The organism is Arthrobacter pityocampae (assembly GCF_002927275.1).
GTDB classification, from domain to species: domain Bacteria; phylum Actinomycetota; class Actinomycetes; order Actinomycetales; family Micrococcaceae; genus Arthrobacter_D; species Arthrobacter_D pityocampae.
Genome location: NZ_PRKW01000007.1, coordinates 69,369 through 95,191, shown reverse-complemented (window position 1 = coordinate 95,191; position 25,823 = coordinate 69,369). Strand labels below are relative to the sequence as shown.

Genomic DNA, 25,823 nt, shown 5'->3' with positions numbered 1-25,823 from the left:
GGGCGTTCCGGCGGCGGCATCTCAGCGGGGAGTTGCACCCTCCGGGCTGATCCTGCCGCCGTCGAGCCATACGCTCCGGTGCGCGACGGCATCGGCGAAGACGGCGTCGTGCGTGGCCATGAGGACGCAGCCGCCGCCCCGGGCGTGGCGGGCGAGCACGCCGGCCAGCAGGGTCCGTGCCGGTTCGTCGAGGCCCGCGGTGGGCTCGTCGAGTGCCCAGACGACCGGCCCCGTGGCCATCAGGGAGGCCAGCGCCACCATGCGCCGCTGCACGAAGCCCAGTTCGTACGGATGCGCCCCCGCGAACTCCCCGAGTCCCAGGGCATCGAGGGCGAGCAGTGCGCGTCGTGCGGCGTCGTCCTTCCGCATCCCCGCGGCGCGCGGGCCGTAGGAGACCTCCCGCAGTACGGTGCGCTCGAAGAGCTGGGAGTCGGTGTCCTGGAACAGGTACCCCACCGTGGCCGCGAGCGCACCCGTCGGCTGCCGGCCGATCCGCACGCCGCCCGAGGTGACCGAGCCGCTGTCCGCCCGGGACAGCCCGTTCAGGTGCTGCAGCAGCGTCGACTTGCCGGACCCGTTGGGACCGCGGAGGGCCACCACCTCCCCCGCCACGACGGACAGGTCGACGCCGGTCAGGCCCGCCGGCGGACCCGCCGCGCCGCGCTCCCGGGGGTAGCGGAACCGGAGGTCGTGCACGGCGACGAGCTCGGGGCCCGCGGGACCGACGGGGGCCGGGACGACGTCGTCGCCCAGCCGGAGCGGCTCCCCCTGCGTGCCGATGCCGAAACGCCGCAATCCGGCCCGCCGCGCCTCGGTGAGCGGGCCCTCGAACACGCGGCGGCCGTCGGCGAGCGCGAGGACGCGCGCACCCTGCGGGGCATGGGACGGGAGCAGCGGCGCGCAGACCACCACCCCGGTGCCGTTCCGGCGGAGCGCCTCCAGCGCCGCGGCGACGTCCCGGGCCGCGGCGTCGTCGAGCCCCTGGAACGGTTCGTCGAGGACGAGGACCTCCGGCTGCTGGATCACGGCGGCCGCGATGACGGTGCGTTGGAGCTGCCCGCCGGAGAGCCTGCGGGGATCACGCCCCAGGAGGGGTGTCAGGTGCAGGGCGGCCGCGACGTCGTCGACGGCCCGCCGCAGCTCCTGCGCGGGCATGCCGCGGTTGGCGGGGCCGAAGGCGATCTCCTCGGCCACGGTGGAGGACATCATGGACAGCTGCCCCCACGCGCCCTGGGCGACGTACGCGACCCTCGCGCTCCACCGGGCGGGATCGATCCGCGGATCGCCGGGCGTCCCGCGGAAGCGCACGGTCTCGGCGCCGAGCGTGATCGCCCCGGTGAAGGAGGAGCCGGCGTCGGCCCCGGTCATGCCCGCGAGCAGCCGGGCCAGGGTCGTCTTGCCGGACCCGGACGCTCCCGCGACCACCACGTGGTCCCCCGCCGCCACGGTGAGGGCGACGCCGGCGAGCAGGGGTGCGCCGTCGTCGTAGGTGAAACGCGTGCTGTCGAGGGCGATCACGGCGCCCCCACGAGCCAGGCGGCGGAGAACACGCCGACGGCGGCGACCATCGCGCGGCGTGTTCTCCGCTGGCGCGGCGTGTCCGAGTCCGGCAGGTAGCTCGAGCGCGGGCCCGGGGACGAGAAACCGCGGGCCTCGAGCATGCGGGTGCGCTCGGAGGCGTCCACGAGCAGCCCGATGACGAGCGGCGTGAGGACGGTCAGGAGGGCCCTCATCCGGGAGAGCGGGCCGCGCCCGACGACGAGGCCGCGGGCCTGCTGGGCCCGCGTGATGCGGTGTGCGCGCTCGGCGACGTGCGGGATGAGGCCGACGGCGGATCCCACGACGAAGACGAGCTTCCGGTTCCAGCCGCGGTGCGTCATGGTGGCCAGGAGGTCGGGGAGGTCCAGCGTCGCCGCCGCCGTCAGCAGCACCGCGGTGAACACGGTCATGCGGAGGCCCATGAGGGCGGCGAAGGTCAGGCCCTCGACGGTCACGCGGGCGACACCGAGGTCGGCCAGGACGGTGGTGCCCTCGGGGAAGAACAGCCCGTGGAGCAGCAGGGAGGACAGGAGCAGGGGTCCCGCGACCAGGGCGATCACCAGGCCGATCTGCCGGGGCCTGCCGGAGAGGAGCACCGCGGGGAGCACCCCGAGGAGCAGCACCGCGAGGGAGAATTCCCAGCGGTCGACCACGAGGACGAGCACCACCAGCAGAACCGCCGCGAGCAGTTCGGTCAGCGGGTTGTAGATCCTGCGGCGGGGCACGGCTCAGGCGACGCCGGCGTCGTTCCCCCGGGTGGGGGTTCTCCGGCTGTCGGCGGCATCCCCGGTGCTGCTTCCGGTGGCGCTCATGCCGGCGGTGCCGCCGTCGGCACTTCCGGTGCCGGTACCGGTCCGGGTGCCGAGCACCCGGTACGTCCGCGCGAAGGGGAACTGGCGGACGGCCCGGGGCGGCAGGGCATAGACGATCAGGGCGACGATGACGAACACCACGATCTTGTCGAGCGAGTCCGACAGCAGGCCCTGCTTCGTGGCCGCGACGAGCAGCTTGTCGCCCATCGAGCGGAACACGGCGATGATCGCGTTGGTCCCGAAGGTCCCGGCGGCGCCGAACATGAAGACGGCCACCGGAGCGGCGACGAGACCGCCGACCGCCCCGACGACGAGCCCCGCCACGGGTGCGAAGTACACGCGGCGGAAGGCGCCGTAACGGGCGGCCAGGCCGGCGAGCAGCCCGATGAGGGCGGCGCCCGCCGCGAAGGGCAGCGCGAGCGGATTGAACAGGCCCCAGACGGCGTTGCTGATCGCGCCCGTCGCGGCGCCGGCCGCGGGACCGGCCAGGACGGCGACGAGGACGGTGCCGATGGCGTCGAGGTAGATCTGCATGCCGAGGGAGCCGGCGATCTGGCCGATCGCGATATTCAGGGCGATGCCCAGCGGCATGATCACCAGGGAGCTCGTGCTGAGCATCGGCAGGATGCCGCCCACCAGGAGCGCCCCGCCCCCGAGGAAGCCGAAGAGGGAGACGAGCGACGCCGTGCTGCCCACCCCGCCGGCGATCTCGGCCGGCTGGACGACGACGAGGAACACGTAGGTGGCGGCGATGAGCGCGGCCCCGAGGACGATCAGGAGGCGCCGGGGCCGCCGGACAGCGGGGTCGGAGGCCAGGGTCAGGGATGAGCTCACGATATTCCTTGGGCGCGATGAAGGGAGGAGGACGCACCTCATGTCACCTCGGCGCCGGCCGCGCAGCAGTGCGCGGCAGCTATCAGTGTACCGGGGGCTGCACCGCCGCGGCGGGTGCCCAGACCCGGGGGAACGCCCCCACGCATCTGCACCGCCGCCGCGGCGGTCCGGGGCCACGGAGGACGACGACGGCGCCCTCAGCAGGACGAGGCCGAGGCCTCAGCCGTGTCGGCGCGCGACGTCGGACAGCCTCCGGATCATCAGCTCGAACACCGCCGCGGGATCATTGCCCGTGACGATCCGCGCGTTGGGCGCCCGCTTCCACATCCCCGCGACGTCGGCGACCGTCTGCCCGAAGGTCAGCGGTGACGCGGTCTCGACGTCCACGGTCGCCAGGCGTTCCTCGAAACCGGCCTCGCCCGTGGCGACCATCGCGGCGAACAGGTCGTGCAGGTGTGCGATGTACCCCTGGTCGTACAGCCGGTGGAACTCCATGTAGAACCGGAGGGCGTCGGACACGCAGGCGACGACGGCGTTGCCGCTCCCGCTGCGGGTCCCCTCGGCCTCGTCCGGGTCGAGGACCTCCGGCCCGGCGCCGGCCGCGCGGGACAGGGCGTCGACGTGCGCGGGCGTGCACTCGATCCGCTCCGTCGTCTCGAGGGCGCACACGATGGGCAGCTTCTCGTACGGCAGGCCCTCGTAGGCGGCGTAGACCTCCTTCGCGGCGTGCGGGTCCACGTGCGTGTTCCACTCGGCGACCGGCGTCGTGTTCCCCGGATGGTGGAACGCCCCGCCCATGATGACGAGACCCTTCAGGAGCATCGGGAGCCGCGGTTCGGCGCGGATCGCCAGCGCGAGGTTCGTGAGCGGGCCCGTGACGAGCCCGGTGACCTGCCCGGGACGGCTCCGGGCGGCCTCGACCCAGACGTCGACGGCGTGGCGCTCCGAGATCCTCCCGCGCGGCGCGGGCAGCACCGCGTAGCCGATGCCCTGGTCCCCGTGCGTCTCCTCGGTGGTGACGAGCGGGATCTCCAGCGGCACCTCGCTGCCGATGGCCACCTCCACCCCGGCGTGGCGACACAGCTCGAGGAGGGCGAGGTTGTTCGCGGCGACCTGGCGGGCTCCGACGTTGCCCGCGGTGCAGGTGACCGCCTCCAGCGTCACGTCCGGCGTCCCGAGGAGGTACAGCAGGGCGACGGCGTCGTCGATGCCCGTGTCGGCGTCGAGCACCAGACGCCGGGGTCCTCCGGAAGCCACCGTCAGTCCGCGGCCGTGGTGCGCAGCAGCTGCAGGCGGATGGTGCGGGCCGTCTCCATGTGGCGGCGGGCGATCCCCCGGGCGTCGTCGCTGCGCCGCTCCGTGATGGCGCTGATCAGCGCCTCGTGTTCGAGGAGCACCTCCTGCCAGCGGTCCCCCACCGACAGCGTGGAGCGCGGTGTGTGGATGAGGTGGGTGGAGAGCCGCTGCAGGAGGTCCATGAGGACGGGATTGCGCGCCGCGGCCCACAGCGAGGTGTGGAATTCGAGGTTGTTGGTGACCTTGGTGGTGTCATCGGGGTCGACGACGGCGCGGTCGCGTTCCAGCAGCGCCTCGAGGCGCATGATGTCCGCGGTCCCGCGATTGAGGGCGGCCTGCCCGGCGGCCTCCTCCTCGAGCATCACGCGGAGGTCGTAGATCTGGATGACCTCCTGGGGGTCGATCTGCGGGACCTGGAGGCCGCGGGCGGCACGTTCGAGCAGCCGCTCGTGCTGCAGCCGGCTGAGCGCCTCGCGCACGGGGGTCCGCGACACCCCGAACCGCTCCGAGATCGTCACTTCGCGCAACGCCGTGCCGGGCGGGTGTACCCCGGCAAGGATCTCGCTGCGCAGGACACGGAAGATCGCATCGCCGTCCACGCGCGCCGACAGTTCCGCGGACTCTGCCATGGCGCCCTCCTCGGAGGTCTCGTGGGTCGGATGGTCGGGGCGGGAGCCCTGCGGACGGGTCCGGGCCGGGAGGCAGGCCTCCCGGCCCGGAACCGTCGGGTGTGCGTGCGCTAGCTCGCGAGCTGGCGCAGCACGTACTGCAGGATGCCGCCGTTGCGGTAGTAGTCGGCTTCGCCCGGGGTGTCGATCCGCAGGACGGCGTCGAACTCGATCGGCGCTCCGCCGTCGGCCGGGGTGGCGCTGACCTTCACCGTCCGGGGCGTGCGGCCCTCGTTGAGCTCGGTGACGCCGCTGACCGCGAAGGTCTCCGTGCCGGTGAGGCCGAGGCTCTCCGCGTTCTGCCCTGAAGGGTACTGCAGGGGCAGGACGCCCATGCCGATGAGGTTGGAGCGGTGGATGCGCTCGTAGCTCTCGGCGACGACGGCCTTGACGCCGAGCAGCGCGGTGCCCTTGGCAGCCCAGTCACGCGAGGACCCGGACCCGTATTCCTTGCCGGCGAGGACCACGAGCGGCGTGCCCGCCGCGCGGTAGTTCTCGGCGGCGTCGTACACGGCGGCCTGCGGTGCGTCCGGCTGCGAGAAGTCCCTCGTGAACCCGCCCTCGACGCCGTCGAGGAGCTGGTTCTTGATGCGGATGTTCGCGAACGTGCCGCGGATCATGACCTCGTGGTTGCCGCGGCGCGAGCCGTAGGAGTTGAAGTCCTTGCGCTCCACGCCCTTCTCGGTGAGGTACCGGCCGGCCGGGGTGTCCGACTTGAAGGAGCCCGCGGGCGAGATGTGGTCGGTGGTGACCGAGTCGCCGAGCTTCAGCAGGACGCGGGCGTCGGCGATGTCCTCGACCGGGCTCGTCTCGCGCTGCATGCCGTCGAAGTACGGGGGCTTCCGCACGTAGGTGGACTCGGGATCCCAGGCGAAGGTGTCGCCGTCGGGCGTCGGCAGGGACTTCCAGCGGTCGTCGCCCTCGAAGATCGTCTGGTAGCTCGAGGTGAACATGTCCTCGTCGATCGAGGAGTCGATGACCTGCTGGACCTCGACCGGGTTCGGCCAGATGTCCTTCAGGAAGACGTCGTTGCCGGCGTCGTCCTGGCCGAGGGGTTCGGTGTCGAAGTCGAAGTCCATGGTGCCGGCGAGTGCGTAGGCGACCACCAGGGGCGGGGACGCCAGGTAGTTCATCTTCACGTCCGGGTTGATGCGGCCCTCGAAGTTGCGGTTGCCGGACAGGACGGCGGTGACGGCGAGGTCGTTGTCCTGGATGGCCTGCGAGATCTCGTCCTCCAGCGGGCCGGAGTTGCCGATGCAGGTCGCGCAGCCGTAGCCGACGGTGAAGAAGCCGAGCTTCTCCAGGTACGGGATGAGGCCCGACTTCTCGTAGTAGTCGGTGACGACCTTCGAGCCCGGGGCCACGGAGGTCTTCACCCACGGCTTGGACACGAGGCCCTTCTCGACGGCGTTGCGTGCCAGGACCGCGGCGGCGAGCATGACCGACGGGTTGGACGTGTTGGTGCAGGACGTGATCGACGCGATGCTGACGGCGCCGTGGTCGAGCTCGAACTCGCGGCCGTCCTTCATGGTCACGGCGACCTTCTTCGACGGACGCGTGGAGCCGTTCGCGTCCGCGCCGACCGTCTGGCGGGGCTTGTCGTTCTCGTCCGTGACCGTCGACGACGCACTGGGCGTGAAGCTCGGTGCGTCCGAGGCGGGGAAGCTCTCCTGGGAGGACTCGTCGACCGTGCCGCCGGGGGCGAACGTGAGGTCCGGGTCGTCCGAGTAGTTGCGCAGGTCCTCGCGGAACTGGGCCTTGGACCGGCTGAGTTCCACGCGGTCCTGCGGGCGCTTGGGCCCGGCGATGGAGGGGACCACCGTGGACAGGTCGAGTTCCAGGTACTCGGAGAAGCGGATCTCGCGGGAGGGGTCGTGCCAGAGGCCCTGCTCCCTGGCGTAGGACTCCACGAGCGCCACGTTCTCGGCCGGGCGGCCCGTGAGGCGCAGGTAGTCGAGGGTGACGTCGTCGATCGGGAACATCGCGGCGGTGGACCCGAACTCGGGGCTCATGTTGCCGATGGTCGCGCGGTTGGCGAGGGGCACGGAGGCGACACCCTCCCCGTAGAACTCGACGAACTTGCCGACCACGCCGTGCTTGCGCAGGATCTGCGTGATCGTGAGCACGACGTCGGTGGCGGTGGCGCCGGCGGGGATCTCACCGGTGAGCTTGAAGCCGACGACGCGCGGGATGAGCATGGAGACGGGCTGGCCGAGCATGGCGGCCTCCGCCTCGATGCCGCCGACGCCCCAGCCGAGCACGCCGAGGCCGTTGACCATCGTGGTGTGCGAGTCGGTGCCGACACAGGTGTCCGGGTAGGCGCGGAGCACGCCGTCGACCTCGCGGGTCATGACGGTGCGGGCCAGGTACTCGAGGTTCACCTGGTGCACGATGCCCATGCCCGGCGGGACGACCTTGAAGTCGTCGAACGCGGTCTGGCCCCAGCGGAGGAACTGGTAGCGCTCCCCGTTGCGCTGGTACTCGATCTCCATGTTGCGCTCGAGGGCGCCGGCGTTGCCGAACACGTCGATCTGGACGGAGTGGTCGATGACCATCTCGGCGGGTGCCAGCGGGTTGACGCGCTTGGGGTCTCCGCCGAGGTCGGCGACGGCCTCGCGCATCGTGGCGAGGTCGACGACGCAGGGAACACCCGTGAAGTCCTGCATGATCACGCGCGCCGGGGTGAACTGGATCTCCGTGTCGGGCTCAGCCGCGGCATCCCACTGGGCGAGTGCGCGGACGTGGTCGGCCGTGATGTTCGCACCGTCCTCGGTGCGGAGCAGGTTCTCCAGCAGGACCTTGAGGCTGAACGGAAGATTCTCGGCGCCTTCGACCGCGCTGAGTCGGAAAATTTCGTAGCTGGCGCCTGCGACGTCGAGAACGCCCTTCGCGCCGAATGAGTCCGCGGTCGACATGACGTTGGCTCCCTTCAGAGAGGTTGTGGAATAGCTCCATCCTATTCCACGATCGGGGGCACTGTATACAGTCGTACACCGTGGCCCCGAGGCCCCTCGTCCGGCGGGCCGGTCAGGCCCGGTCGCGCACCGCGCCCTCTTGTCGCGGACTGGTGCGCAACCCGTCCATGAGTGCCGCGTGCTCCCGGGACTCGACCCGGCTGTGGTCAACGACCGGGCCCGTCCCGGCGATCTCACGGATGAGTTCGATCCCCGCCACCGCCTCCTCCTTCGAGGCGTAGTAGGTGGAGACGGCCACGAGCGTTCCGTCCGGGGCGGTGAGTTTCACCCGGAAACCGTCGTCGTGAGCGTCCACCAGTTTGAAGTATCCAGCCATCGTCTTACCTCCTTGTAAGGGGCAACTTCAGCACTCTGTGATCCCCTATCATAAGCATACTTACCGCCTCTGACATCGGGGTTGGAACATACGCTCAACCACCCCATCGGGGCCAGAGAAGGAGCACCATGACCGAGTCGACCAACGCAGGACATCCCGACGGCCGACCGGCCCGTGACCGGCGCGAGGAGATCCTGGAGCCGGGCCCCGGCGCCGCAGGCCATCAGGCCTCGAGCATCAGGGACGAGCAGGGGACCCACGAGGCCGGCGCCGTGCCTGCCGCGTTCGACGGGGACGACACGTTCGACGGGGACGATCCGACGAGCGGGCCCGACGGCGCCGACCGTCCGCGCCGCCCCGAGGACGCCGCATCCGGGCACGACACCTGGGACGGCGGACTCGCCGACCGCTGACGCGGCTCAGCGCCCCCGGGCCGCGAGCCGGGCCACCAGGAACGACGGCGTCACCCGGGCGAGCGCCACCAGCGCCTTGTAGCGGAGGCTGGGGACGGAGACAGCCTTCCCGGCGGCAGTGTCACGTAATGCCTCCCGCACCACGGGGCCCACATCGAGCCACAGGGCGGCGGGGACGGACGACCTCTCCATCCCCATGCGCTGGTGGAACTCCGTGCGGACGAAGCCCGGGCAGACCGCCGTCACGCGGATCCCCTCCCGCCCGTACGCGAGGTTCGCCCATCGGCTGAAGCTGATCATGGCGGCCTTCGCGGCCCCGTAGGTCCCCCGCGGGGTGAACCCGGCGACGCTCGCCACGGTGATGATGGTCCCGGCCCGGCGGGCCCGCATCGACTGCAGGGCCGCGTGCGCGAGGGCCAGGGGGATCTCGACGTGGATCCTCAGGTGGCGGATCTCGTCCTCGAGCGTATTGTCCGCGAAGGGCTTCATGAGACCGTATCCGGCGTTGTTGACGAGCACCGTGACGGGCGCGCGATGTCCCTCCGCAGCCCGCAGTCGGTCCAGCACGCGCGCGAGCCCGTCGTCGTCGAGCAGGTCCGCGGCGATGACCTCGACTCCGACGCCCTGCGCACGGTAGATGCCCGCCGCCTTCTGGAGGGGCTCCGGTGAGCGGGCGACGAGCACCAGGTCGCACCCTCGGGCGGCGAACCGGCGCGCGAATTCGGCGCCGATCCCGGAAGTGGCTCCGGTGATCAGGACGGTCTCGGTCATCCTCCCACCCTCTCCCACGCCGGACGGCGGTACAAGGTGCAGCCCGTCGATGCGCCGGCGGACCATGCAACGTCCATGCGACCCCCAGAGGTGTACGTTCGGCGCTACCGGGGGTACACGGCGCCCACGCGCGCCTCGTGCCTACCGATTCCGGCGTCGACACCGATCGGCGCGACCGAAGTGCCATGAGAGGAAAGTTCCATGAGCGGTAACAGAGCTGTTGCGTACAAGGGACCGGGGAAGGTCGAGGTCATCGACACCGACTACCCCACATTCGAGCTGAAGGACGGGCCGGGGGTGAATCCGGCCAACGTGGGCCGGGCACTCCACCACGGCGTGATCCTCAAGACCGTCACCACCAACATCTGCGGCTCGGACCAGCACATGGTCCGCGGGCGCACCACGGCGCCTGCGGACCTCGTGCTGGGACACGAGATCACCGGCGAGGTCGTCGAGGTGGGGCGCGACGTCGAGTTCATCAAGAAGGGGGACATCTGCTCCGTCCCCTTCAACATCGCCTGCGGACGGTGCCGGAACTGCAAGGAACGCAAGACCGGCATCTGCCTGAACGTCAACCCCGCCCGTCCCGGAGCCGCCTACGGCTACGTGGACATGGGCGGCTGGGTGGGCGGCCAGGCGGAGTACGTCCTGGTGCCCTACGCGGACTGGAACCTGCTGAAGTTCCCGGACCGGGACCAGGCGATGGCGAAGATCCTCGATCTGACGATGCTGTCGGACATCTTCCCGACCGGCTACCACGGCGCCGTCACGGCGGGCGTAGGCGTGGGATCGACGGTCTACATCGCGGGCGCCGGCCCCGTGGGTCTCGCCGCTGCCGCGTCAGCACAGCTCCTGGGTGCCGCCGTCGTCATCGTGGGTGACCTCAACGAGGGCCGGCTGGCCCAGGCACGGAGCTTCGGCTGCGAGACCGTCGATGTGTCCAAGGGTGATCCGCGGGATCAGATCGAGCAGCTGCTGGGCGTCCCGGAGGTCGACTGCGGCGTCGACGCCGTGGGCTTCGAGGCGCGCGGCCATGGAAGCGGTGCGGCCACGGAGGCTCCGGCCACGGTGCTCAACTCGCTGATGCAGGTGACGGCGGCCGGCGGCGCCCTGGGCATCCCGGGCCTGTACGTCACCGGGGATCCGGGAGGCATCGACGAGGCCGCGAAGGTGGGATCGCTGTCGATCAGCCTGGGTACCGGCTGGGCGAAGTCGCTGTCCTTCACCACCGGGCAGTGCCCGGTGATGAAGTACAACCGGGGCCTGATGATGGCGATCCTGCACGATCGCGTGCAGATCGCGAAGGCCGTCAACGCGAAGCCGATCGGCCTTGAGGACGCTCCGCGCGGCTACGAGGAGTTCGACGCCGGAGCGGCGACGAAGTACGTCCTGGACCCGCACGGAATGGTCGCCGCCTGATCGGGGTGCCGTCCGCCTGAGCGGAACCGGAAGGGGCTCGGACCACGGTCCGGGCCCCTTCCGCGTGCTCCTGTTCCGACCCCCGTACGCGCCCTGTGACGTACCCGACATCACCCGCGGCGGGTGAGTGTCGCAGAGTAAATCCAAACAGTCCAGTAAAAACGCTCGTATGTGGGGAAAGTCAAGCACGACTCAATACCGATTTGGCAACGAAACGAAACTACTCTACGGTAGAGGCAGTTCCCCATCTGGGGAAGCGAAAACGCTGCCGCACGGCGAGCAGCGATGAATGCCCGGCGCCGCCCCTCCACCGCTCGTTGCTCAACAGGCGGCTGCCGAACCATGACCTCAATACCGTCAAGGTGAGCAGCGGCGCGAAGAAGTCCGGGGACGGACCTAGTGCGGGTGGCCTCTCGGAGCATCGTAACGCCATGAACACTACCAAATTCAGCACCACCGCCCGTCGCGGATTCGCAGCAGTTGCACTCACCGGCCTCGGCCTCGGCGCAGCAGCCGGTGCGGCCAACGCCGCCCCCGCCAGCGACTGGGATGCACTGGCACAGTGCGAGAGCGGCGGAAACTGGGGCATCAACACCGGCAACGGCTTCTCCGGTGGACTGCAGTTCACCCCCTCCACCTGGGCCGGCTTCGGCGGACAGGGCAACCCCCAGGACGCCTCGCGTGAGCAGCAGATCGCCGTCGCCGAGAAGGTTCTCGCCGGCCAGGGCTGGGGCGCATGGCCCGCCTGCTCCGCGAAGCTCGGCCTGAACAGCGCCGCGACCCCCGGTGGCGCAGTGCAGTTCCAGGAAGCTGCCGCTCCCGTCCAGGTCCAGGCTCCCGTTGCCCAGGCTCCCGTCCAGGCCCCGGCTGCCCAGGCACCCGTCGTCCAGGCGCCGGCCGTGCAGGCACCCGTCGCCCAGGCCCCGGTTGTCGAGGCGCCGGCCGTCCAGGCCCCCGTCGCCCAGGCTCCCGTCCAGGCTGCCGCCGCCGCCCCCGTGGCACTGAGTGGCGAGACCTACACCATCCAGTCCGGTGACACCCTCAGCTCCATCGCCACCAAGCTCGGTGTCGAGGGCGGCTGGCAGGCACTGTTCGCTGCGAACAGCGACACCGTCATCCACGCGGACCTGATCTTCACCGGTCACGTCCTGAACATCCCGGCCTAGTCCAAAAGTACCCGGGGCCCGGCAGCGCCTGAAGCGCCGGCCGACCCGCATCGCTCGAACGCAGAGGAGCCCCCGTCATCACGACGGGGGCTCCTCTGCGTCGACTCTGCGTCGACACGGTGGGACTCAGCTGCAGGACGTGGCGTCGACGTCGATCTTCAGGTTGTGGGCCACGGAGTAGTCGCGGTCGGGGGACGAGAACGCCACCCGGATGTCGTCGGCGCTGCCGTGGGTCACGCCGTCCGTGAGCTCCACCGTGACGATGATGTTGATGTGGGCGTCGGGCGCGAAGCGGTAGCCCTCCGCGGGCACGGGCGGCCCGATGGGCTCGGCCGCCTTCGTCGGCGTCGGTGCCGCCGTGTGCTCCTCGTGCGCGTCCGCCGCGGGTCCCGCATGATGGTGCCCCTCCCGGTTCGCGGTCTGCACCTTCGCCGAGAGGATCTCCAGGCCCTCCGGGTTCCCCAGCGCCATTTCGCCGAACGTGAAGGTCTCGAGGGTCGGGTTGTGCAGCATGACGGTGTACCGCAGGCGGCTGTCCTTGGGCTGGACGCCGCACAGTTCCGCGCCGTCCGCCCCGATGTTCAGCGGATCCTCGCCGAGGTTGCTGCCCGCGGGCTCCGCCGCGCTGCCGTCCGCGCCGGGAGCCACCGCGCCCGCCGACGTTCGACCGTCGTCCGCCGAGTTCACGCCGAGCGGGTTCTCCTCGGCGGCCCCGCACCCCGCGAGCGCCAGCGACGAGGCGAGGGTGACGGCGAGAAGGGCGGCGCCCCGGGGGTGCGGCAGTGCGGTCAGGAGTTTCACGGGGAGCCCATCGGTGTCGGCCGGCCGCCGGACGACCGGCGCTGGTGCCTGTTCTTCGTTCCGCGTCGTGCGACGGCTTGGTCCGGGCGGAAGGGTGATCAGCCGGCCGCCCGGGCGGGACCTCAGCCCAGCGGCGTGCCGCCGGTGACGCCGAGGACCTCGCCGGAGACGTACCGTGCGTCGTTCGAGGCGAGGAAGACGTAGGCACCGGCCAGTTCAGCAGGCTGCCCCATCCGTCCCAGGGGTGTCCCCTCGCCGAAGGACTCCAGCTTCTCGCTCGTGGTCGTCGCGGGCTGCAGGGGCGTCCAGACGGGACCCGGCGCGACGGCGTTGACGCGGATCCCGCGCTCCCCGAGCATCTCGGCCAGGCTGACGGTCAGGTTGTTAAGGGCGGCCTTCGTGGCGGCGTAGTCCATGAGGTTCCGGGACGGGTGGTAGCCCTGCACGGAGGTGGTGTTGATGATCGAGGCACCGGCCGTCAGGTGGGGCAGGGCGGCCTGCGTGAGCCAGATCGTCCCGTAGACATTGGTCTCGAAGGTGCGCCGGAGCTGGTCGGCGTCGACGTCGGGCAGGCCGTTCGGCTGCGCGATGTGGTAGCCCGCATTGTTGACGAGGATGTCCAGGCCGCCGAGGCCGTCCAGCACCCGGGAGATGGCCGCAGGAGCGTAGGCCTCGTCCCGGAGGTCGCCCGGGACGGCGAGGGCCGTCCGCCCCTCGGCGCGGATGAGCTCGAGGCAGCTGGCGCCGTCCTCCTCCTCCTCGGGGAGGTACCCGATGGCGACGTCGGCCCCCTCCCGCGCGAAGGCGAGCGCCACGGCCCGGCCGATGCCGGAGTCGCCGCCCGTGATGAACGCGCGCCGGCCACTGAGGCGTCCGTGCCCGGTGTAGCTGTCCTCACCGTGGTCGGGGCGGGGGTCCATGCGCTCGGTGAATCCGGGGTACTGCTGCAGTTCGGTGGAGGGATCGACGGCGGGGCCCCGCGGGTCGTCCTGGTCGAGGGTGCCTGACGGTTCGTTGGACATGATGCTCCTGGTGATCGCGGGATGGCGAATACTAAGCCTACTGCGCATTGTGTTTGTGTCGTCAGTCCTCTAGTAATGGACATATGACTGTGATCCTGAGGTCCCTTGAAACCGCCGTACCCGAAACGATCATGGTGCAATCCCAGGTCCGCGATGTCTTCGCCGCACAGCCGGGCCTCACGCGGCTCGGCCAGCGCCTCGTCGGGGCTGCCTTCGACTCCTCGGGCATCGACACGCGCTACACCGCGGTCAGGGAGCTCACGCTCGACAGCGCGTCCGAGGATCCCGTGTTCTTCGACCAGCAGGAGCTGCGGATCCTGACGCCGAGCACCAAGACCCGCAACGAGGTCTACGCCGAGGAAGGGACGAAGCTCTTCGTCGACGCGGCCCGCAAGGCACTGGACGCGGCGCAGGGCATCGGGGCCGCGGACGTCACGCACGTCGTCACCGCGTCCTGCACCGGTTTCTTCGCCCCGGGCCCCGACTACAAGGTGGTGCGCGCCCTGGACCTCGCACCCTCCGTGCAGCGCTACCACCTCGGCTTCATGGGCTGCTACGCGGCCTTCCCGGCACTGCGCGCGGCCAAGGCCTTCTGCGACGCCGATCCCGACGCCGTCGTCCTCGTGATCGCCGCCGAACTGTGCTCGCTCCACGTCCGGTCCTCCAACAACCCCGACACCATCGTCGGTTCGTCGCTGTTCGCCGACGGCGCCGCGGCGGCGATCGTCTCCGCCCGGGACCTCCCCCTGACCGGGCCCGCCCTGACCCTGGACCACTTCGAGACCGTACTGACGCCCGTCGGCGAGGAATCCATGGCCTGGAACATCGGCGACGAGGGCTTCGAGATGGTCCTCGGCACGTACGTCCCCCACATCATCGACGAGCACATCATCGGCGCCCTCGAACCGCTGCTCGCCCGCGACGCATCGCTCGAGGGCCTGGACTACGCGGAGATCGAGCACTGGGCCATCCATCCCGGTGGCCGGAGCATCCTAGACAAGGTCGAGGCGAAGCTCCGCCTGACCCCGGACCAGCTCCTCCCCGCCCGCGAGACGCTCCGCGACTACGGCAACATGAGCAGCGCCACCGTGATGTTCGTCCTGAAGCACATCCTCGACCAGCCGGCCTCCGACGGCAACAACCGCATCTGCTCCATGGCCTTCGGCCCCGGCCTCACCGTCGAGACGGCCCTGCTCACCCGGATCGGGGCGGCACCGGCTACCGCGGCCGCTGCGACGACGACGGCGGCAGGGACGACGGCGGCGGACGCCGCACCCGCGAGCCGCACCGACGATGTCGTACCCGCCGATCTCGCACCCATCCTCACCGACGCGGGCGCATGAGGCCTCGGGGATTCCTCGCCGAGCGCGATCCGCACGCCATCGAGGAGATGGACCGACCGGACTGCGATCCCGGCAGGCTCGACCGCACGTACGCCCAGTTCGGGCTGGTCAACGCCGTGGTGTCCGGGTGGCGCCGCACGTACACCTCGCTGCTCCGCCCGGCGTTCTCCCGGGACCGCACCAACACGCTGCTGGACATCGGCGCCGGCGGTGGCGACGTCCCGCGCGCCCTGGCACGCTGGGCACGGCGGGACGGCTTCCGGCTCGAGATCACGGCGATCGACCCCGACGAGCGCGCGCACTCCTTCGCCACCTCGCGCCCTCCCCTGGCCGGCCTGTCCTTCCGCCGGGCCCTGAGCTCGGAGCTCGTGGCCGAGGGGGCCGTGTTCGACGCCGTGGTCTCCAACCACGTGCTGCACCACCTCGACCCGGACGCGTTCGCCGGCCTGCTCGACGACTCCGAGCGCCTCGCGCGGACGGTCGCCGTCCACAGCGACATCGCCCGGCACCCGCTCGGCTACGCGCTGTTCTCGGTGGGCACCCTCCCGCTGCCCGGCTCCTACATCCGGCAGGACGGCCTGACCTCCATCCGGCGCAGCTACACGCCGGACGAGCTGCGCGCGGCGACCACCGGACGCGGGCCGTGGACCGTCCGGACGGCCGTGCCGTTCATCAACCTGCTCGTCCTCGACCGCGGCGTCCCGGCGGGAGACGGCGATGCATGACGTGATCGTGGTCGGTGGTGGGCCCGTCGGCCTCTACACCGCCCTCCTGCTGCGGCAGGCGGGGCTCGACGCCGTCGTCCTGGAGCGCCGGACCGAGCGCAGCAGCCATTCGCGGGCCATCGGCATCCACCCGCCGGCGCTGCGCGCGCTCGCCACGGGTGGTATCGCCGACGACCTGCGCGCCCGCGGCGTGCGGATCCGGGACGGGATCGCCCGGAGTGCGGGACGGGACGTGGGGACCATCTCCTTCGCCGCCCTGCCGGGTGAGGAGAGGTACGTGCTCGCGGTGCCGCAGGCGGTCACCGAGGAGATCCTCGAACGCCGCCTCGAGGACGGGTTCCCGGGCACGCTGCGCCGGGGCGTCGCCGTGGTCACCACGCACGACGCCGGGGACCACGTGCTGGCCGTGACCCGGGAGCAGGGCGGGGACGCGGCCCTGCAGGCGCGACTGGTCATCGCGGCGGACGGCGCCCGGAGCTCCATCCGCGACGACGCCGGGATCCGCGCCTCCTCGCGCCGCTACCCGGACTGCTACGTGATGGGCGACTTCCTCGACGCCACGGACGACGGCGACGACGCCGTCCTGTACCTGGAGACCGGCGGGATCGTCGAGTCCTTCCCCCTTCCCGGGGGCATCCGGCGCTGGGTGGTGCGGGTCGGCTCCCCCGAGGAACGCCCGACAGCGGTGGGGCTCACGCAGCTCATCCGGGAGCGCACCGGTGTCGGCGTGGACCCGGCGACCAACTCCATGCTGAGCGCGTTCGAGGTGCGCTCCCGGCTCGCGCGGCGCGTGGTGGCCGGGCGCGTCGTCCTGGTGGGCGACGCCGCCCACGAGGTGTCCCCGATCGGCGGGCAGGGCATGAACCTGGGCTGGCTCGACGCCGTCGAGCTGGTCCCGATCATCGCGGCGTCCCTGCGGGACGGGCAGGACGTCGCCGTCCGGCTCGCGCGGTACGAGAAGGACCGCCGGGCGCAGGCGGCCCTGGCCCGCCGGAAGGCCTCCATCAACATGGCGCTCGGGCGCCCGCTGCCCGGACCGATCCTGCGGCCCCGCAACGCGCTCCTCGGGGCCTTGATCAGGAACGACGCCGTGCACGCCGGCGTCGCCCGCGCGTTCACCATGCAGTAGCCCGTCCCGGCCCCGCACACGGCAGAACCCCGCAGGATCCGCCGCCTGACGCCGGATGGCGTGGGGCGGGGCCGCTGCGGGGTCCTGTCGTGGGCTGCCGGGCTACTTGCGCAGCAGGCCCTTCTTGACGTTCTCGGGACGCTGCATCTCGCCCTGCTTCGCACCCATCACGACGACGACGCCGCTGATGACGGGCAGGAGCCACTGCGTGATCTTGAGCTGGGACTGTGCCTTGGCCAGTTCGTCACTGGCGCCGGGGCGGGGCTCGGTGGCGCCCGCGCTGCCCTGCTCGGCGAGTTCGCCGACCTTCTTGCCGAGCATGCCCGAGTACAGGGCGACGGCCATACCGACCACGGTCACCACGGACTTCAGGACGGTGTTGGACGCAACCGAATCCTGGGCTGCGACGCGGCCCTTGTTGCCGAGGATCAGGCCGATGCCGCCGAGGGCGTGCACGGCGAAAGCCGCAGTCTGGACCGGGGCCCACTTCGCCCAACCGAGCGAGGACAGGCGCGTGCGCTCCTTGGGGTCCTTCGCCTTGCCGGTGGCTCCGTTGAGGCCGACGGCGCCCATCAGGGTTCCGCCGAACCAGGCTGCCGCGCCGAGATCGTGGGCGGATCGTGCCAAAAGATTACCTGCCATGATGTAAAGCTCCTTCGAGGTTGGTTCGACCTACCCTCAACAACTATCAGCATGCTTAGGATTAGTCCATTGCCTGCCCCGGATTCCCCCCGGGATTCGCATCCTGTTCCCGAACCTGCTACGAAAGGCGCTCCATGGCGGAGAACCAGCACGACCTCGACGAGATCTGGCCCCAGTGGAAGGAAGCCGTGACCATGAGTCCGTCCCAGCTGGAGACGTGGCTCGACACCGAGGAATCACGATGGGTGGGCCAGAAGGAGGACGGCGGTGAATCCGTGGGCCACCGGTCCGGCCGGCGGATCATCGACATCCTGCGCACCAAGCGGGACGATCTCACGGACGGGGACGTGGAGCACATGCGCACGGTCGTGGGCTACGTCCACCGCCATCTGGCGCAGAAACCCTCGAAGGAGGACATCGAGACCTCGAAGTGGCGGTACTCCCTGATGAACTGGGGCCACGACCCCCTGGCATGACAGGGCGCGGCGAGGGGGCGCCCCCGACGGAGCGCCCCTCGCCGTGCACACTGCTACTTCTTCGACAGCGCGCTTTCCTTGTGCGCGGCCTGCTTCCCGGACTTCGCGCTCTCCACCGTGTAGTAGGGCTCGTCCTTGGAGGCGTTGAACTTCTGGTCGTCGAAGCTGAATTCCTTCTCGTGCTTCTCCACGACCTTCCCCTCGGTGGTGCCCTGCGGGGTGTTCCAGGTGACCTTGTCGCCCTTGCTGAATGCCATGGGATTCCTTCCTCGGTGTACGGGATCGAGCAGTCCTCCCGACACTGTCACCCCGTCGGAGAAAAGGAAAGCCTACTGATCGAGGTGCGTGGGAGCGAAGAGGCGCATCAGCGTCTCCACGACGACGACGTTGGGCCCCTCCGCTGCGAGGCTCTCGCGGAGCGCCTCGCCGATGCCCTCGGGCGCCACCCGCCGCGCGGGGACCCCGAACGATTCCGCGAGCGCCACGAAGTCGGGCCGGGCAAGCTCGGTCGCCGTGGCCTGGCCGAAGGCGCCCTCCATGTATTCGCGGAGGATGCCGTAGCCGCCGTCGTCGACGATCAGCCAGGTGACGGGGACGTCGTGCTGCCGCGCTGTGGCCAGCTCGGCGATGGAGTACATCGCGGAGCCGTCGCCGGAGACGGCGAGGACCCGCGCGGGCGCACCGTGCGACTCCAGGCCGACGGACCCGCCGATCGCGCCGGGGAACCCGAAACCGAGGCCGCCGGCGCCCTGCGCCGAGTGGAACTGGCCCTCCCGGGCGTCCCAGCAGCTCCAGGCCCAGTACGCGGAGATCGTCATGTCCCAGAACGTCTGCATGCCGGCCGGGACGGCGTCGCGGAGGTCCTGCATGAAGGTGCGCTCCTTGCCGAGGTCCTGGGCGTCGAGGCGCGCACGGACCCGCCCGAGGGTCTCGGCGACGAGCGCGGCGGCGTCGTATCCGGGCAGCCGGCCACGATCCAGCGGCTCGAGCGCATCGTCGAGCGCGGCGAGGGCCTGTCCGGCGTCGGCGCGGATGCCGAGCGCCGGGCGGTTGGACTCGAGGACGCGGGGCTCAGCATCGATCTGGATGATGCGGCCCCGCGGCTCCAGCGTGAAGTAGTTGGACGTCACCTCACCGAGGGACGAGCCGACCACCAGCAGGACGTCGGCGTCCTCGAGGACCTCCGTCACGTGGCGGTCCTCCACCCAGGACTGGAGGGAGAGCTCGTGGGTCCAGGGGAAGGCCCCGTTGCCGCCGGGCGAGCAGACCACGGGCGCCCCGAGCTTCTCGGCGAGGGAGAGCAGCCACTTCTCCGCCCGCCCGCGCCGTGCGCCGCCGCCGGCGACGATCGCGGGCCGCTCGGAGTCCTTCAGCCAGGCGACGGCCTCGCGGACGAGTTCGATGCGCGGCGGGTTGTCGAAGGGCTCGGCGAGGGCGTCCTCCACCCGCGGGACCATCACGGGATCCAGCAGCACGTTCTGCGGCACCTCGACCCAGACCGGTCCCTGCGGCGAGGACACGGCCTCGGTCCAGGCGTCCTGGATGGCGGAGGGGATCCCGGAGGCGTGCTGGATGAGGCGCTGGCTCTTCGTGACGTTCGCCGCGGAGGCCTTCTGATCGTCCAGCTGGTGCAGCATGCCCTTGCGCCGCGCACCGAGCCCCTCGAGCGGGATCTGGCTCGCGACGACCACCATGGGCACACCGGTGGCGTACGCCTCCTGCAGCCCGGCGAGGGAGGTCAGCGCCCCGGGACCGGTGGACAGGAACAGGACGCCGACGTCGCCGGTCGCCCGCGAGAAGCCGTCGGCGGCGAAGGCCGAGTTGTTCTCCACACGGGAGGAGACGAAGCGGAGATCGGAGCGGGAGAGCGCGTCGAACAGGCCTAGGGCGTGCTGGCCGGGGATGCCGAACACGGTCGTCGCGCCGAGGGCGGTGAGCGTCTCGACCACGAGGTCACCGCCGTTGCGCTGGCCGGTGACGGGGGCGGGAGGGGCGGAGGCGGCGCCGGCGGTGATGTCCATTACTGGTCCTTGGGGGTCGTGGCGGGGGTGAGGGTGTCGGCCATGAGGGTCACGAGGTCGTAGGCGACGTGGGACGCCGCGACGCCCGTGAGCTCCGCGTGGTCGTAGGCGGGGGCCACCTCGACGACGTCCGCGCCGATCAGGTTCAGGCCGCGCAGTCCGCGGAGGATCTCGAGCAGTTCACGGCTCGTGATACCGCCGGCCTCGGGGGTCCCGGTGCCGGGGGCATGGGCGGGGTCGAGGACGTCGATGTCCACCGAGACGTAGAGCGGGCGGTTGCCGATGCGCTGGCGCAGCTTGTCCACCACCTCGTCCACGCCCTGCCGGTAGACGTCGGAGGAGGTCACGATCCCGAAGCCGAACCGGCGGTCGTCCTCGAGGTCCCGGACGCCGTAGAGGGGCCCGCGCGTCCCGACGTGCGAGATGGCCTCGGTGTCGAGGATGCCCTCCTCGACGGCCCGCCGGAACGGGGTGCCGTGCGTGTACTCGGCGCCGAAGTAGGTGTCCCACGTATCCAGGTGGGCGTCGAAGTGCAGCATCGCCACCGGCGATCCCGCACGCTCGGCCGCCGCACGCAGCAGGGGCAGCGCGATCGTGTGGTCGCCGCCGAGCGTGACGAGGCGCGTGCCGTCACCGGTGAGGTCCAGCGCGTTCTGCTGCACCGTCTCGATGGCCTCGTTGATGTTGAACGGGTTCACGGCCATGTCGCCGGCGTCGGCCACCTGCACGCGCTCGAACGGCGAGACGTCGAGCGCGGGGTTGTAGGGCCGCAGCAGGCGCGAGGCCTCGCGGATGTGGTTGCCGCCGAACCGGGCGCCGGGGCGGTAGGACACGCCCGAGTCGAAGGGGACGCCGACGACGGCGATGTCGGCGCGGTCCACCTGGTCCAGGCGCGGCAGGCGCGCGAAGGTGGCCGCTCCCGCATAGCGGGGGATGCGGGAGGAGTCGATGGGGCCGATGTGGCCGCCTTCCGTGACGCGCAGTTCTTCCACAGTGTCCATCCGATCCGGGCCCCTCGATAAGTTGCCCAATATGCATCAAAGGTTTTTTATCAGGCTATTGGGGTGGTGCGGCCCGGTCAAGGATCGGGGACCCTCGCCCGAAGGAGGTGCGCCCCATCAAGGATGCGTAAAGACCGGCTACCGGCCGGTAGTGGAGTCCTACGGTGATGGGGTGAGTTCCTCCGTACGCACCCCGCCCCGGCCGCAGCCCCGGCCCCGCCGCCGGCAGCGCCTCGAGCGCTGGCTGCTCAACGAGTCCAGCCAGCCGGCCTCCCATCAGCCCGAGCAGGAGAGCGCCCAGTCCTGGTGGAAGGTGATGTGCCTGACCGGCGTCGACTACTTCTCCACCCTCGGCTACCAGCCCGCGATCGCCGCGGCCGCCGCCGGCGTGCTGTCCCCCCTGGCCACGCTCGTCCTGGTGGCGGTGACCCTGTTCGCCGCCCTGCCGGTGTACAAGCGGGTGGCGTCGGAGAGCCCGCGCGGTGAGGGGTCCATCGCGATGCTCGAGAAGCTCCTGCCGAAGTGGCGCGGCAAGGTGTTCGTGCTGGTCCTGCTCGGCTTCGCGGCGACGAGCTTCCTCATCACCATGACGCTCTCGGCCGCCGACGCGAGCGCCCACCTCATCGAGAACCCGTTCGCGCCGGAAGGGCTGCAGGGACAGCAGATCCTCATCACGGTCCTGTTCCTCGGCGCCCTGTCCGGAGTCTTCCTGCGCGGGTTCACCGAGGCCATCGGCATCGCCGTGGGCCTCGTCGCCGTGTTCCTCCTGCTCAATCTGTGCGTGATCGTCGTCTCCCTGGCCCAGATCGTGGCGCAGGGCGGGCTCGTGGTCTCCTGGTGGACGGCCCTGACCACGCAGTACGGCAATCCCCTCGTCATGGTCGGGCTGGCCGTGCTGATCTTCCCCCGCCTGGCGCTGGGGCTGTCGGGCTTCGAGACCGGCGTCGTCGTGATGCCCCAGATCCAGGGCGGGCCCGACGACACCGAGCAGCACCCGGCGGGCCGGATCGCCGGTGCGCACAAGCTCCTCACCTCGGCCGCGCTCATCATGAGCGTCTTCCTGATCGCCTCGAGCGTCGTGACCACCCTGCTCATCCCCCCTGCGGCCTTCGAGGAGGGTGGCCCGGCCAACGGCCGTGCGCTCGCCTACCTCGCCCACGAGTACCTCGGCGACGGCTTCGGCACGCTGTACGACATCTCGACCATCGGCATCCTCTGGTTCGCCGGGGCGTCCGCCATGACAGGCCTGCTCAACCTCGTGCCCCGCTACCTGCCGCGCTACGGGATGGCGCCGGAGTGGGCGAAGGCCGTGCGTCCGCTGGTCCTCGTCATCACCCTCATCGCCATCCTCGTCACCCTCTTCTTCAGGGCGGACGTCGAGGCGCAGGGCGGCGCCTACGCCACCGGCGTCCTGGCCCTCATCACGTCCGCGTCGGTCGCCGTGACGCTGTCGGCGCGGCGGAAGCAGCAGCGCGGCAGGACCATCGGGTTCGGCATCGCCGCGGGAGTCTTCGTGCTGACGACGGCGGTCAACATCGTCGCACGTCCCGAGGGGCTGAAGATCGCCGGGTGCTTCATCCTCGGCATCATCGTCATCTCGTTCGTCTCCCGGTCGCGGCGGGCCTTCGAACTGCGGGCGACGAGCATCCGGCTGGACGAGGCCGCGCTCTCCTTCGTCAGCGCACAGGACGACGGCGACATCCTGCTGATCGCCCACGAACCGAAGCGGCTCAGCAGTGCCGCCTACCGCCACAAGCTCCAGCACGCGTGCAGGGTCTCGCACGTCCCGACCACCGCGCGGCCCCTGTTCATCGAGGTGACCGTGGACGATTCGTCGGACTTCGAGACGGAGCTGCGCGTGCGCGGCGTGGTCCGTCACGGGTACCGCGTCCTCGAGGTCCACAGCTCCAACGTCCCGAACACCATCGCGGCCGTGATGCTTCACATCCGGGACGTCACCGGGCTCATGCCCCACGTCTACTTCCGCTGGACGGAAGGGGACCCGGTGGCCAACCTCTTCAAGTTCCTGTTCATCGGCGAGGGCGAGATCGCCCCGGTCACCCGCGAGGTGCTGCGCGCCGCCGAGCCGGACGTGACGAAGCGCCCGTGGGTGCACGTGGGCTGAGGCCCGCCTGCACCGGCGGGGTCACGGGCGGGAGGCCGCCGAAACGAGCGTCCACAGCACCACGGCCTCCCCGCCGTCAGGGTTGACCCAGGTGTGGGGCTCGCGGCCCGGGAAGGTGAGGGTGTCCCCGGCGGCGAGCTCGTAGCGGTCGTTCGGGAAGATCAGCACGAGACGCCCCTCGACCACGTGCACGGTCTCCACCTCGCAGTCCACCGCGTACAGCTCGTCCTCGCCCCGGCCGTGGGGTTCGACGACGGCGCGGATCACCTGGAGCCGACGCTCCGAGCGCGCCGTGAGGAGCCGTTCGGTGATGCCCTGTCCACCCAGGCTGATGCGGGGGGCGTCCGCGAGCCGCGTCAGGTGGGTCTTCGGAACCAGGAACAGGTCCCCCACCGAGATCGACAGCACCTGGCACAGCGTCACGAGCGACGCGACGGACGGCGAGGTCAGGTCCCGCTCCACCCGGCTCAGGAACCCCTTCGTCAGGCCCGTGGAATCGGCGACCTGCTCGATGGTCATACGCTGGGCCTGCCGGGCGGCGCGGAGGCGGGATCCGATGGCCACCGGAGCATTGGTGGGCTCGACGGGCAGGGCCTTCATGGTGTCCTCTTCTCCGGTGATCGCGTGCATCACCCGCCCGGGCGGACGGTGAGCGAGCGTGCCACAATTGGCGCGTGAGGCGCGTCACGAGTAGCTTACAGGGCAACAATAGTTGCCCCTAGGGCATCTAACCGCGTTCTCCGAAGGATTCATCCATGCAAGCACTCAACATCGCCATCGTGGTGGCCTACCTCGTGGCCATGCTGGGCTTCGGGTGGTGGGGCAAGTCCCGCACCCGCGACGCCAGCGACTATCTCGTGGCCGGGCGGCGCCTCGGGCCGTTCCTCTACACCGGCACCATGGCCGCCGTCGTCCTGGGTGGCGCCTCGACGGTGGGCGGGGTGGGCCTCGGCTACCAGTACGGCATCTCCGGCATGTGGCTCGTGGTGGCGATCGGCACCGGCGTCCTGCTGCTCAGCCTCCTCTTCGCCCCCACCATCCAGAAGCTGAAGATCTACACCGTCTCGCAGATGCTCACCCTGCGGTACGGCCACCGCGCCACGAGGGTGTCCGGGATCGTCATGCTCGCCTACACCCTCATGCTCTGCGCCACCTCGACCGGCGCGTACGCCACGATCTTCGTGGTGCTCTTCGGCTGGGACCGCGCGCTGTCCATCACCGTCGGCGGCGCGATCGTCCTCGTCTACTCCACGGTCGGCGGCATGTGGTCCATCACCCTGGCGGACATGGCCCAGTTCGTGATCAAGACCATCGGCGTCTTCGCCCTCATGCTGCCCTTCTCCCTCGCCGCGGCCGGCGGCTTCGACGGCATCGCCGAGCGCGCCGGCGACGAGTTCTTCAGCATCACCGGCATCGGCGCGCAGAGCATCATCACCTACTTCGTGGTCTACACGCTGGGCCTGCTGATCGGGCAGGACATCTGGCAGCGCGTCTTCACGTCCCGGACGCCGGAGATCGCCCGCTGGGGCGGCTCGGCCGCCGGGGTCTACTGCATCCTCTACGGCGTCGCGGGCGCCGTGATCGGCATGAGCGCCAGCGTCATCCTGCCCGCGATCGAGTCGAAGGACGACGTCTATGCGGACATCGCCCTGAACGTCCTGCCGATCGGCGTCGGCGGGCTCGTCCTCGCGGCGGCCGTCGCCGCGATGATGTCGACGGCGTCCGGCGCGCTGATCGCCGCCGCGACCGTGGCGCGCACCGACGTCGTGCCGTTCGTGGCCGGCTGGTTCGGGAAGGGCGGCGGCGAGCGCTCCTCCTCCGAGCACGACGTCGCCTCGAGCCGCTGGTGGGTCCTCGGCCTCGGCCTCGTCGCGATCGCCCTGGCCGTGGTGGTCCAGGACGTGGTGGCCGCCCTGACCATCGCGTACGACATCCTCGTCGGAGGGCTCCTCGTGGCGATCCTCGGCGGCCTCATCTGGCGCCGCGGCAACGGGATCGGCGCCGGCGCCTCCATGGCGGCGGGAACGCTCGTCACCCTCGGCGTCATGGCCTACCTGGAAGCGACCGCCGAGAACCCGTACGACGGCATCTACGCGAACGACCCCATCTACTGGGGGCTCGGGGTGTCGGCATTCGTCTATGCGGTGGTCTCGGGGGCCACCCGGCCCACGGATCCGGCCGTCATGGCCGCGTGGGACCGCCGGGTCGCCGGCGACGTGCCGGAGGACGCCCTGGTGGCCGGGCCGGACGTCCCCGCCTCCAAGGCTCACTGACGATCGACCGAGAACGAGAAGGGCTCCCGGCCGCAGCCGGGAGCCCTTCTTCCATC

24 protein-coding genes are annotated in these 25,823 nt (G+C 70.8%); 9 read left to right on the top strand and 15 right to left on the bottom strand.

The window, feature by feature from the left end; translation table 11 throughout:
- Window positions 1-21: 21 nt before the first annotated feature.
- From C4K88_RS15880 to C4K88_RS15850, 7 genes are all read right to left on the bottom strand, one after another.
- A complete protein-coding gene (locus C4K88_RS15880; RefSeq protein WP_167399070.1) occupies window positions 22-1,518 on the bottom strand; it encodes an ABC transporter ATP-binding protein in 1,497 nt (498 codons plus the stop codon).
- Complete coding sequence (locus C4K88_RS15875) at window positions 1,515-2,264, bottom strand: energy-coupling factor transporter transmembrane component T (RefSeq protein WP_104122642.1); 750 nt, start codon at window positions 2,262-2,264, stop codon at window positions 1,515-1,517. Before C4K88_RS15875 ends, C4K88_RS15880 begins: the two co-directional genes overlap by 4 nt.
- Window positions 2,265-2,267: 3 nt before the next feature.
- Window positions 2,268-3,185, bottom strand: a complete 918-nt coding sequence (locus tag C4K88_RS15870; protein ID WP_306418628.1) for an ECF transporter S component — start codon at window positions 3,183-3,185, stop codon at window positions 2,268-2,270.
- Between the two features lie 219 nt (window positions 3,186-3,404).
- Window positions 3,405-4,442: a nucleoside hydrolase gene (locus C4K88_RS15865; protein WP_241522012.1), complete on the bottom strand. Its 1,038-nt coding sequence runs from the start codon at window positions 4,440-4,442 to the stop codon at window positions 3,405-3,407.
- A gap of 2 nt (window positions 4,443-4,444) precedes the next feature.
- The gene (locus tag C4K88_RS15860; RefSeq protein ID WP_104122641.1) at window positions 4,445-5,110 is read right to left on the bottom strand and encodes a GntR family transcriptional regulator; all 666 of its coding nucleotides are present in this window, start codon (window positions 5,108-5,110) and stop codon (window positions 4,445-4,447) included.
- A gap of 110 nt (window positions 5,111-5,220) precedes the next feature.
- The gene (locus C4K88_RS15855) at window positions 5,221-8,064 is read right to left on the bottom strand and encodes an aconitate hydratase (protein WP_104122640.1); all 2,844 of its coding nucleotides are present in this window, start codon (window positions 8,062-8,064) and stop codon (window positions 5,221-5,223) included.
- A 112-nt stretch (window positions 8,065-8,176) separates the two neighbouring features.
- Window positions 8,177-8,440, bottom strand: coding sequence for a YegP family protein (locus C4K88_RS15850; RefSeq protein WP_104122639.1), 264 nt, complete (start codon window positions 8,438-8,440; stop codon window positions 8,177-8,179).
- Between the two features lie 128 nt (window positions 8,441-8,568).
- On the opposite strand from C4K88_RS15850, the gene C4K88_RS15845 reads away from it, so the two are divergent.
- On the top strand, window positions 8,569-8,853 hold the full coding sequence (locus C4K88_RS15845; RefSeq protein ID WP_104122638.1) for a hypothetical protein: 285 nt from the start codon (window positions 8,569-8,571) through the stop codon (window positions 8,851-8,853).
- Window positions 8,854-8,859: 6 nt separating this feature from the next.
- Here the strand turns inward: C4K88_RS15845 and C4K88_RS15840 are convergent, their stop codons facing one another.
- Window positions 8,860-9,624 carry an SDR family NAD(P)-dependent oxidoreductase gene (locus C4K88_RS15840; RefSeq protein WP_104122769.1) on the bottom strand — a complete coding sequence of 255 codons (765 nt, stop codon included), beginning with the start codon at window positions 9,622-9,624 and terminating at the stop codon, window positions 8,860-8,862.
- Between the two features lie 201 nt (window positions 9,625-9,825).
- Here C4K88_RS15840 and fdhA point away from each other — a divergent pair, with 201 nt between their 5' ends.
- Window positions 9,826-11,043, top strand: coding sequence for a formaldehyde dehydrogenase, glutathione-independent (gene fdhA, locus C4K88_RS15835; protein WP_104122637.1), 1,218 nt, complete (start codon window positions 9,826-9,828; stop codon window positions 11,041-11,043).
- Window positions 11,044-11,474: 431 nt separating this feature from the next.
- Complete coding sequence (locus C4K88_RS15830) at window positions 11,475-12,209, top strand: LysM peptidoglycan-binding domain-containing protein (RefSeq protein WP_104122636.1); 735 nt, start codon at window positions 11,475-11,477, stop codon at window positions 12,207-12,209.
- A gap of 126 nt (window positions 12,210-12,335) precedes the next feature.
- Here C4K88_RS15830 and C4K88_RS15825 read toward each other — a convergent pair whose 3' ends face one another.
- Window positions 12,336-13,010 (bottom strand): hypothetical protein, encoded by a 675-nt coding sequence (locus C4K88_RS15825; protein WP_104122635.1) that lies wholly within the window; start codon window positions 13,008-13,010, stop codon window positions 12,336-12,338.
- Between the two features lie 122 nt (window positions 13,011-13,132).
- Window positions 13,133-14,032, bottom strand: coding sequence for an SDR family oxidoreductase (locus C4K88_RS15820; RefSeq protein ID WP_104122634.1), 900 nt, complete (start codon window positions 14,030-14,032; stop codon window positions 13,133-13,135).
- An 83-nt stretch (window positions 14,033-14,115) separates the two neighbouring features.
- On the opposite strand from C4K88_RS15820, the gene C4K88_RS15815 reads away from it, so the two are divergent.
- Genes C4K88_RS15815 through C4K88_RS15805 form a run of 3 tightly spaced genes read left to right on the top strand, consistent with a single transcriptional unit; the run spans window position 14,116 to window position 17,229 of the window.
- On the top strand, window positions 14,116-15,375 hold the full coding sequence (locus C4K88_RS15815) for a type III polyketide synthase (protein ID WP_104122633.1): 1,260 nt from the start codon (window positions 14,116-14,118) through the stop codon (window positions 15,373-15,375).
- Window positions 15,372-16,100, top strand: a complete 729-nt coding sequence (locus tag C4K88_RS15810) for a class I SAM-dependent methyltransferase (RefSeq protein ID WP_104122632.1) — start codon at window positions 15,372-15,374, stop codon at window positions 16,098-16,100. Before C4K88_RS15815 ends, C4K88_RS15810 begins: the two co-directional genes overlap by 4 nt.
- Window positions 16,093-17,229 (top strand): FAD-dependent oxidoreductase, encoded by a 1,137-nt coding sequence (locus C4K88_RS15805; RefSeq protein ID WP_104122631.1) that lies wholly within the window; start codon window positions 16,093-16,095, stop codon window positions 17,227-17,229. Before C4K88_RS15810 ends, C4K88_RS15805 begins: the two co-directional genes overlap by 8 nt.
- A 102-nt stretch (window positions 17,230-17,331) precedes the next feature.
- Here C4K88_RS15805 and C4K88_RS15800 read toward each other — a convergent pair whose 3' ends face one another.
- Window positions 17,332-17,871: a hypothetical protein gene (locus C4K88_RS15800; protein ID WP_104122630.1), complete on the bottom strand. Its 540-nt coding sequence runs from the start codon at window positions 17,869-17,871 to the stop codon at window positions 17,332-17,334.
- A gap of 134 nt (window positions 17,872-18,005) precedes the next feature.
- Here C4K88_RS15800 and C4K88_RS15795 point away from each other — a divergent pair, with 134 nt between their 5' ends.
- Window positions 18,006-18,347, top strand: a complete 342-nt coding sequence (locus C4K88_RS15795; RefSeq protein WP_104122629.1) for a DUF3140 domain-containing protein — start codon at window positions 18,006-18,008, stop codon at window positions 18,345-18,347.
- 53 nt (window positions 18,348-18,400) lie between these two features.
- On the opposite strand, the gene C4K88_RS15790 is transcribed toward C4K88_RS15795, so the two are convergent.
- The 3 genes from C4K88_RS15790 to speB all read right to left on the bottom strand — a co-directional run bounded on the left by C4K88_RS15790 (window position 18,401) and on the right by speB (window position 21,360).
- The gene (locus tag C4K88_RS15790; protein WP_104122628.1) at window positions 18,401-18,604 is read right to left on the bottom strand and encodes a hypervirulence associated TUDOR domain-containing protein; all 204 of its coding nucleotides are present in this window, start codon (window positions 18,602-18,604) and stop codon (window positions 18,401-18,403) included.
- Window positions 18,605-18,676: 72 nt separating this feature from the next.
- Window positions 18,677-20,368 carry a thiamine pyrophosphate-binding protein gene (locus C4K88_RS15785; protein ID WP_104122627.1) on the bottom strand — a complete coding sequence of 564 codons (1,692 nt, stop codon included), beginning with the start codon at window positions 20,366-20,368 and terminating at the stop codon, window positions 18,677-18,679.
- Window positions 20,368-21,360, bottom strand: a complete 993-nt coding sequence (gene speB / locus C4K88_RS15780) for an agmatinase (RefSeq protein WP_104122768.1) — start codon at window positions 21,358-21,360, stop codon at window positions 20,368-20,370. The genes C4K88_RS15785 and speB overlap by 1 nt, the downstream gene beginning before the upstream one ends.
- 181 nt (window positions 21,361-21,541) lie before the next feature.
- Between speB and C4K88_RS15775 the strand changes: the two genes are divergently transcribed.
- Complete coding sequence (locus tag C4K88_RS15775; RefSeq protein WP_438502359.1) at window positions 21,542-23,494, top strand: APC family permease; 1,953 nt, start codon at window positions 21,542-21,544, stop codon at window positions 23,492-23,494.
- A 21-nt stretch (window positions 23,495-23,515) separates the two neighbouring features.
- Here the strand turns inward: C4K88_RS15775 and C4K88_RS15770 are convergent, their stop codons facing one another.
- A complete protein-coding gene (locus C4K88_RS15770) occupies window positions 23,516-24,094 on the bottom strand; it encodes a helix-turn-helix domain-containing protein (protein WP_104122766.1) in 579 nt (192 codons plus the stop codon).
- A 155-nt stretch (window positions 24,095-24,249) separates the two neighbouring features.
- Between C4K88_RS15770 and C4K88_RS15765 the strand changes: the two genes are divergently transcribed.
- Window positions 24,250-25,767, top strand: coding sequence for a sodium:solute symporter family protein (locus C4K88_RS15765; RefSeq protein WP_104122626.1), 1,518 nt, complete (start codon window positions 24,250-24,252; stop codon window positions 25,765-25,767).
- The last annotated feature ends 56 nt before the right edge of the window (window positions 25,768-25,823 follow it).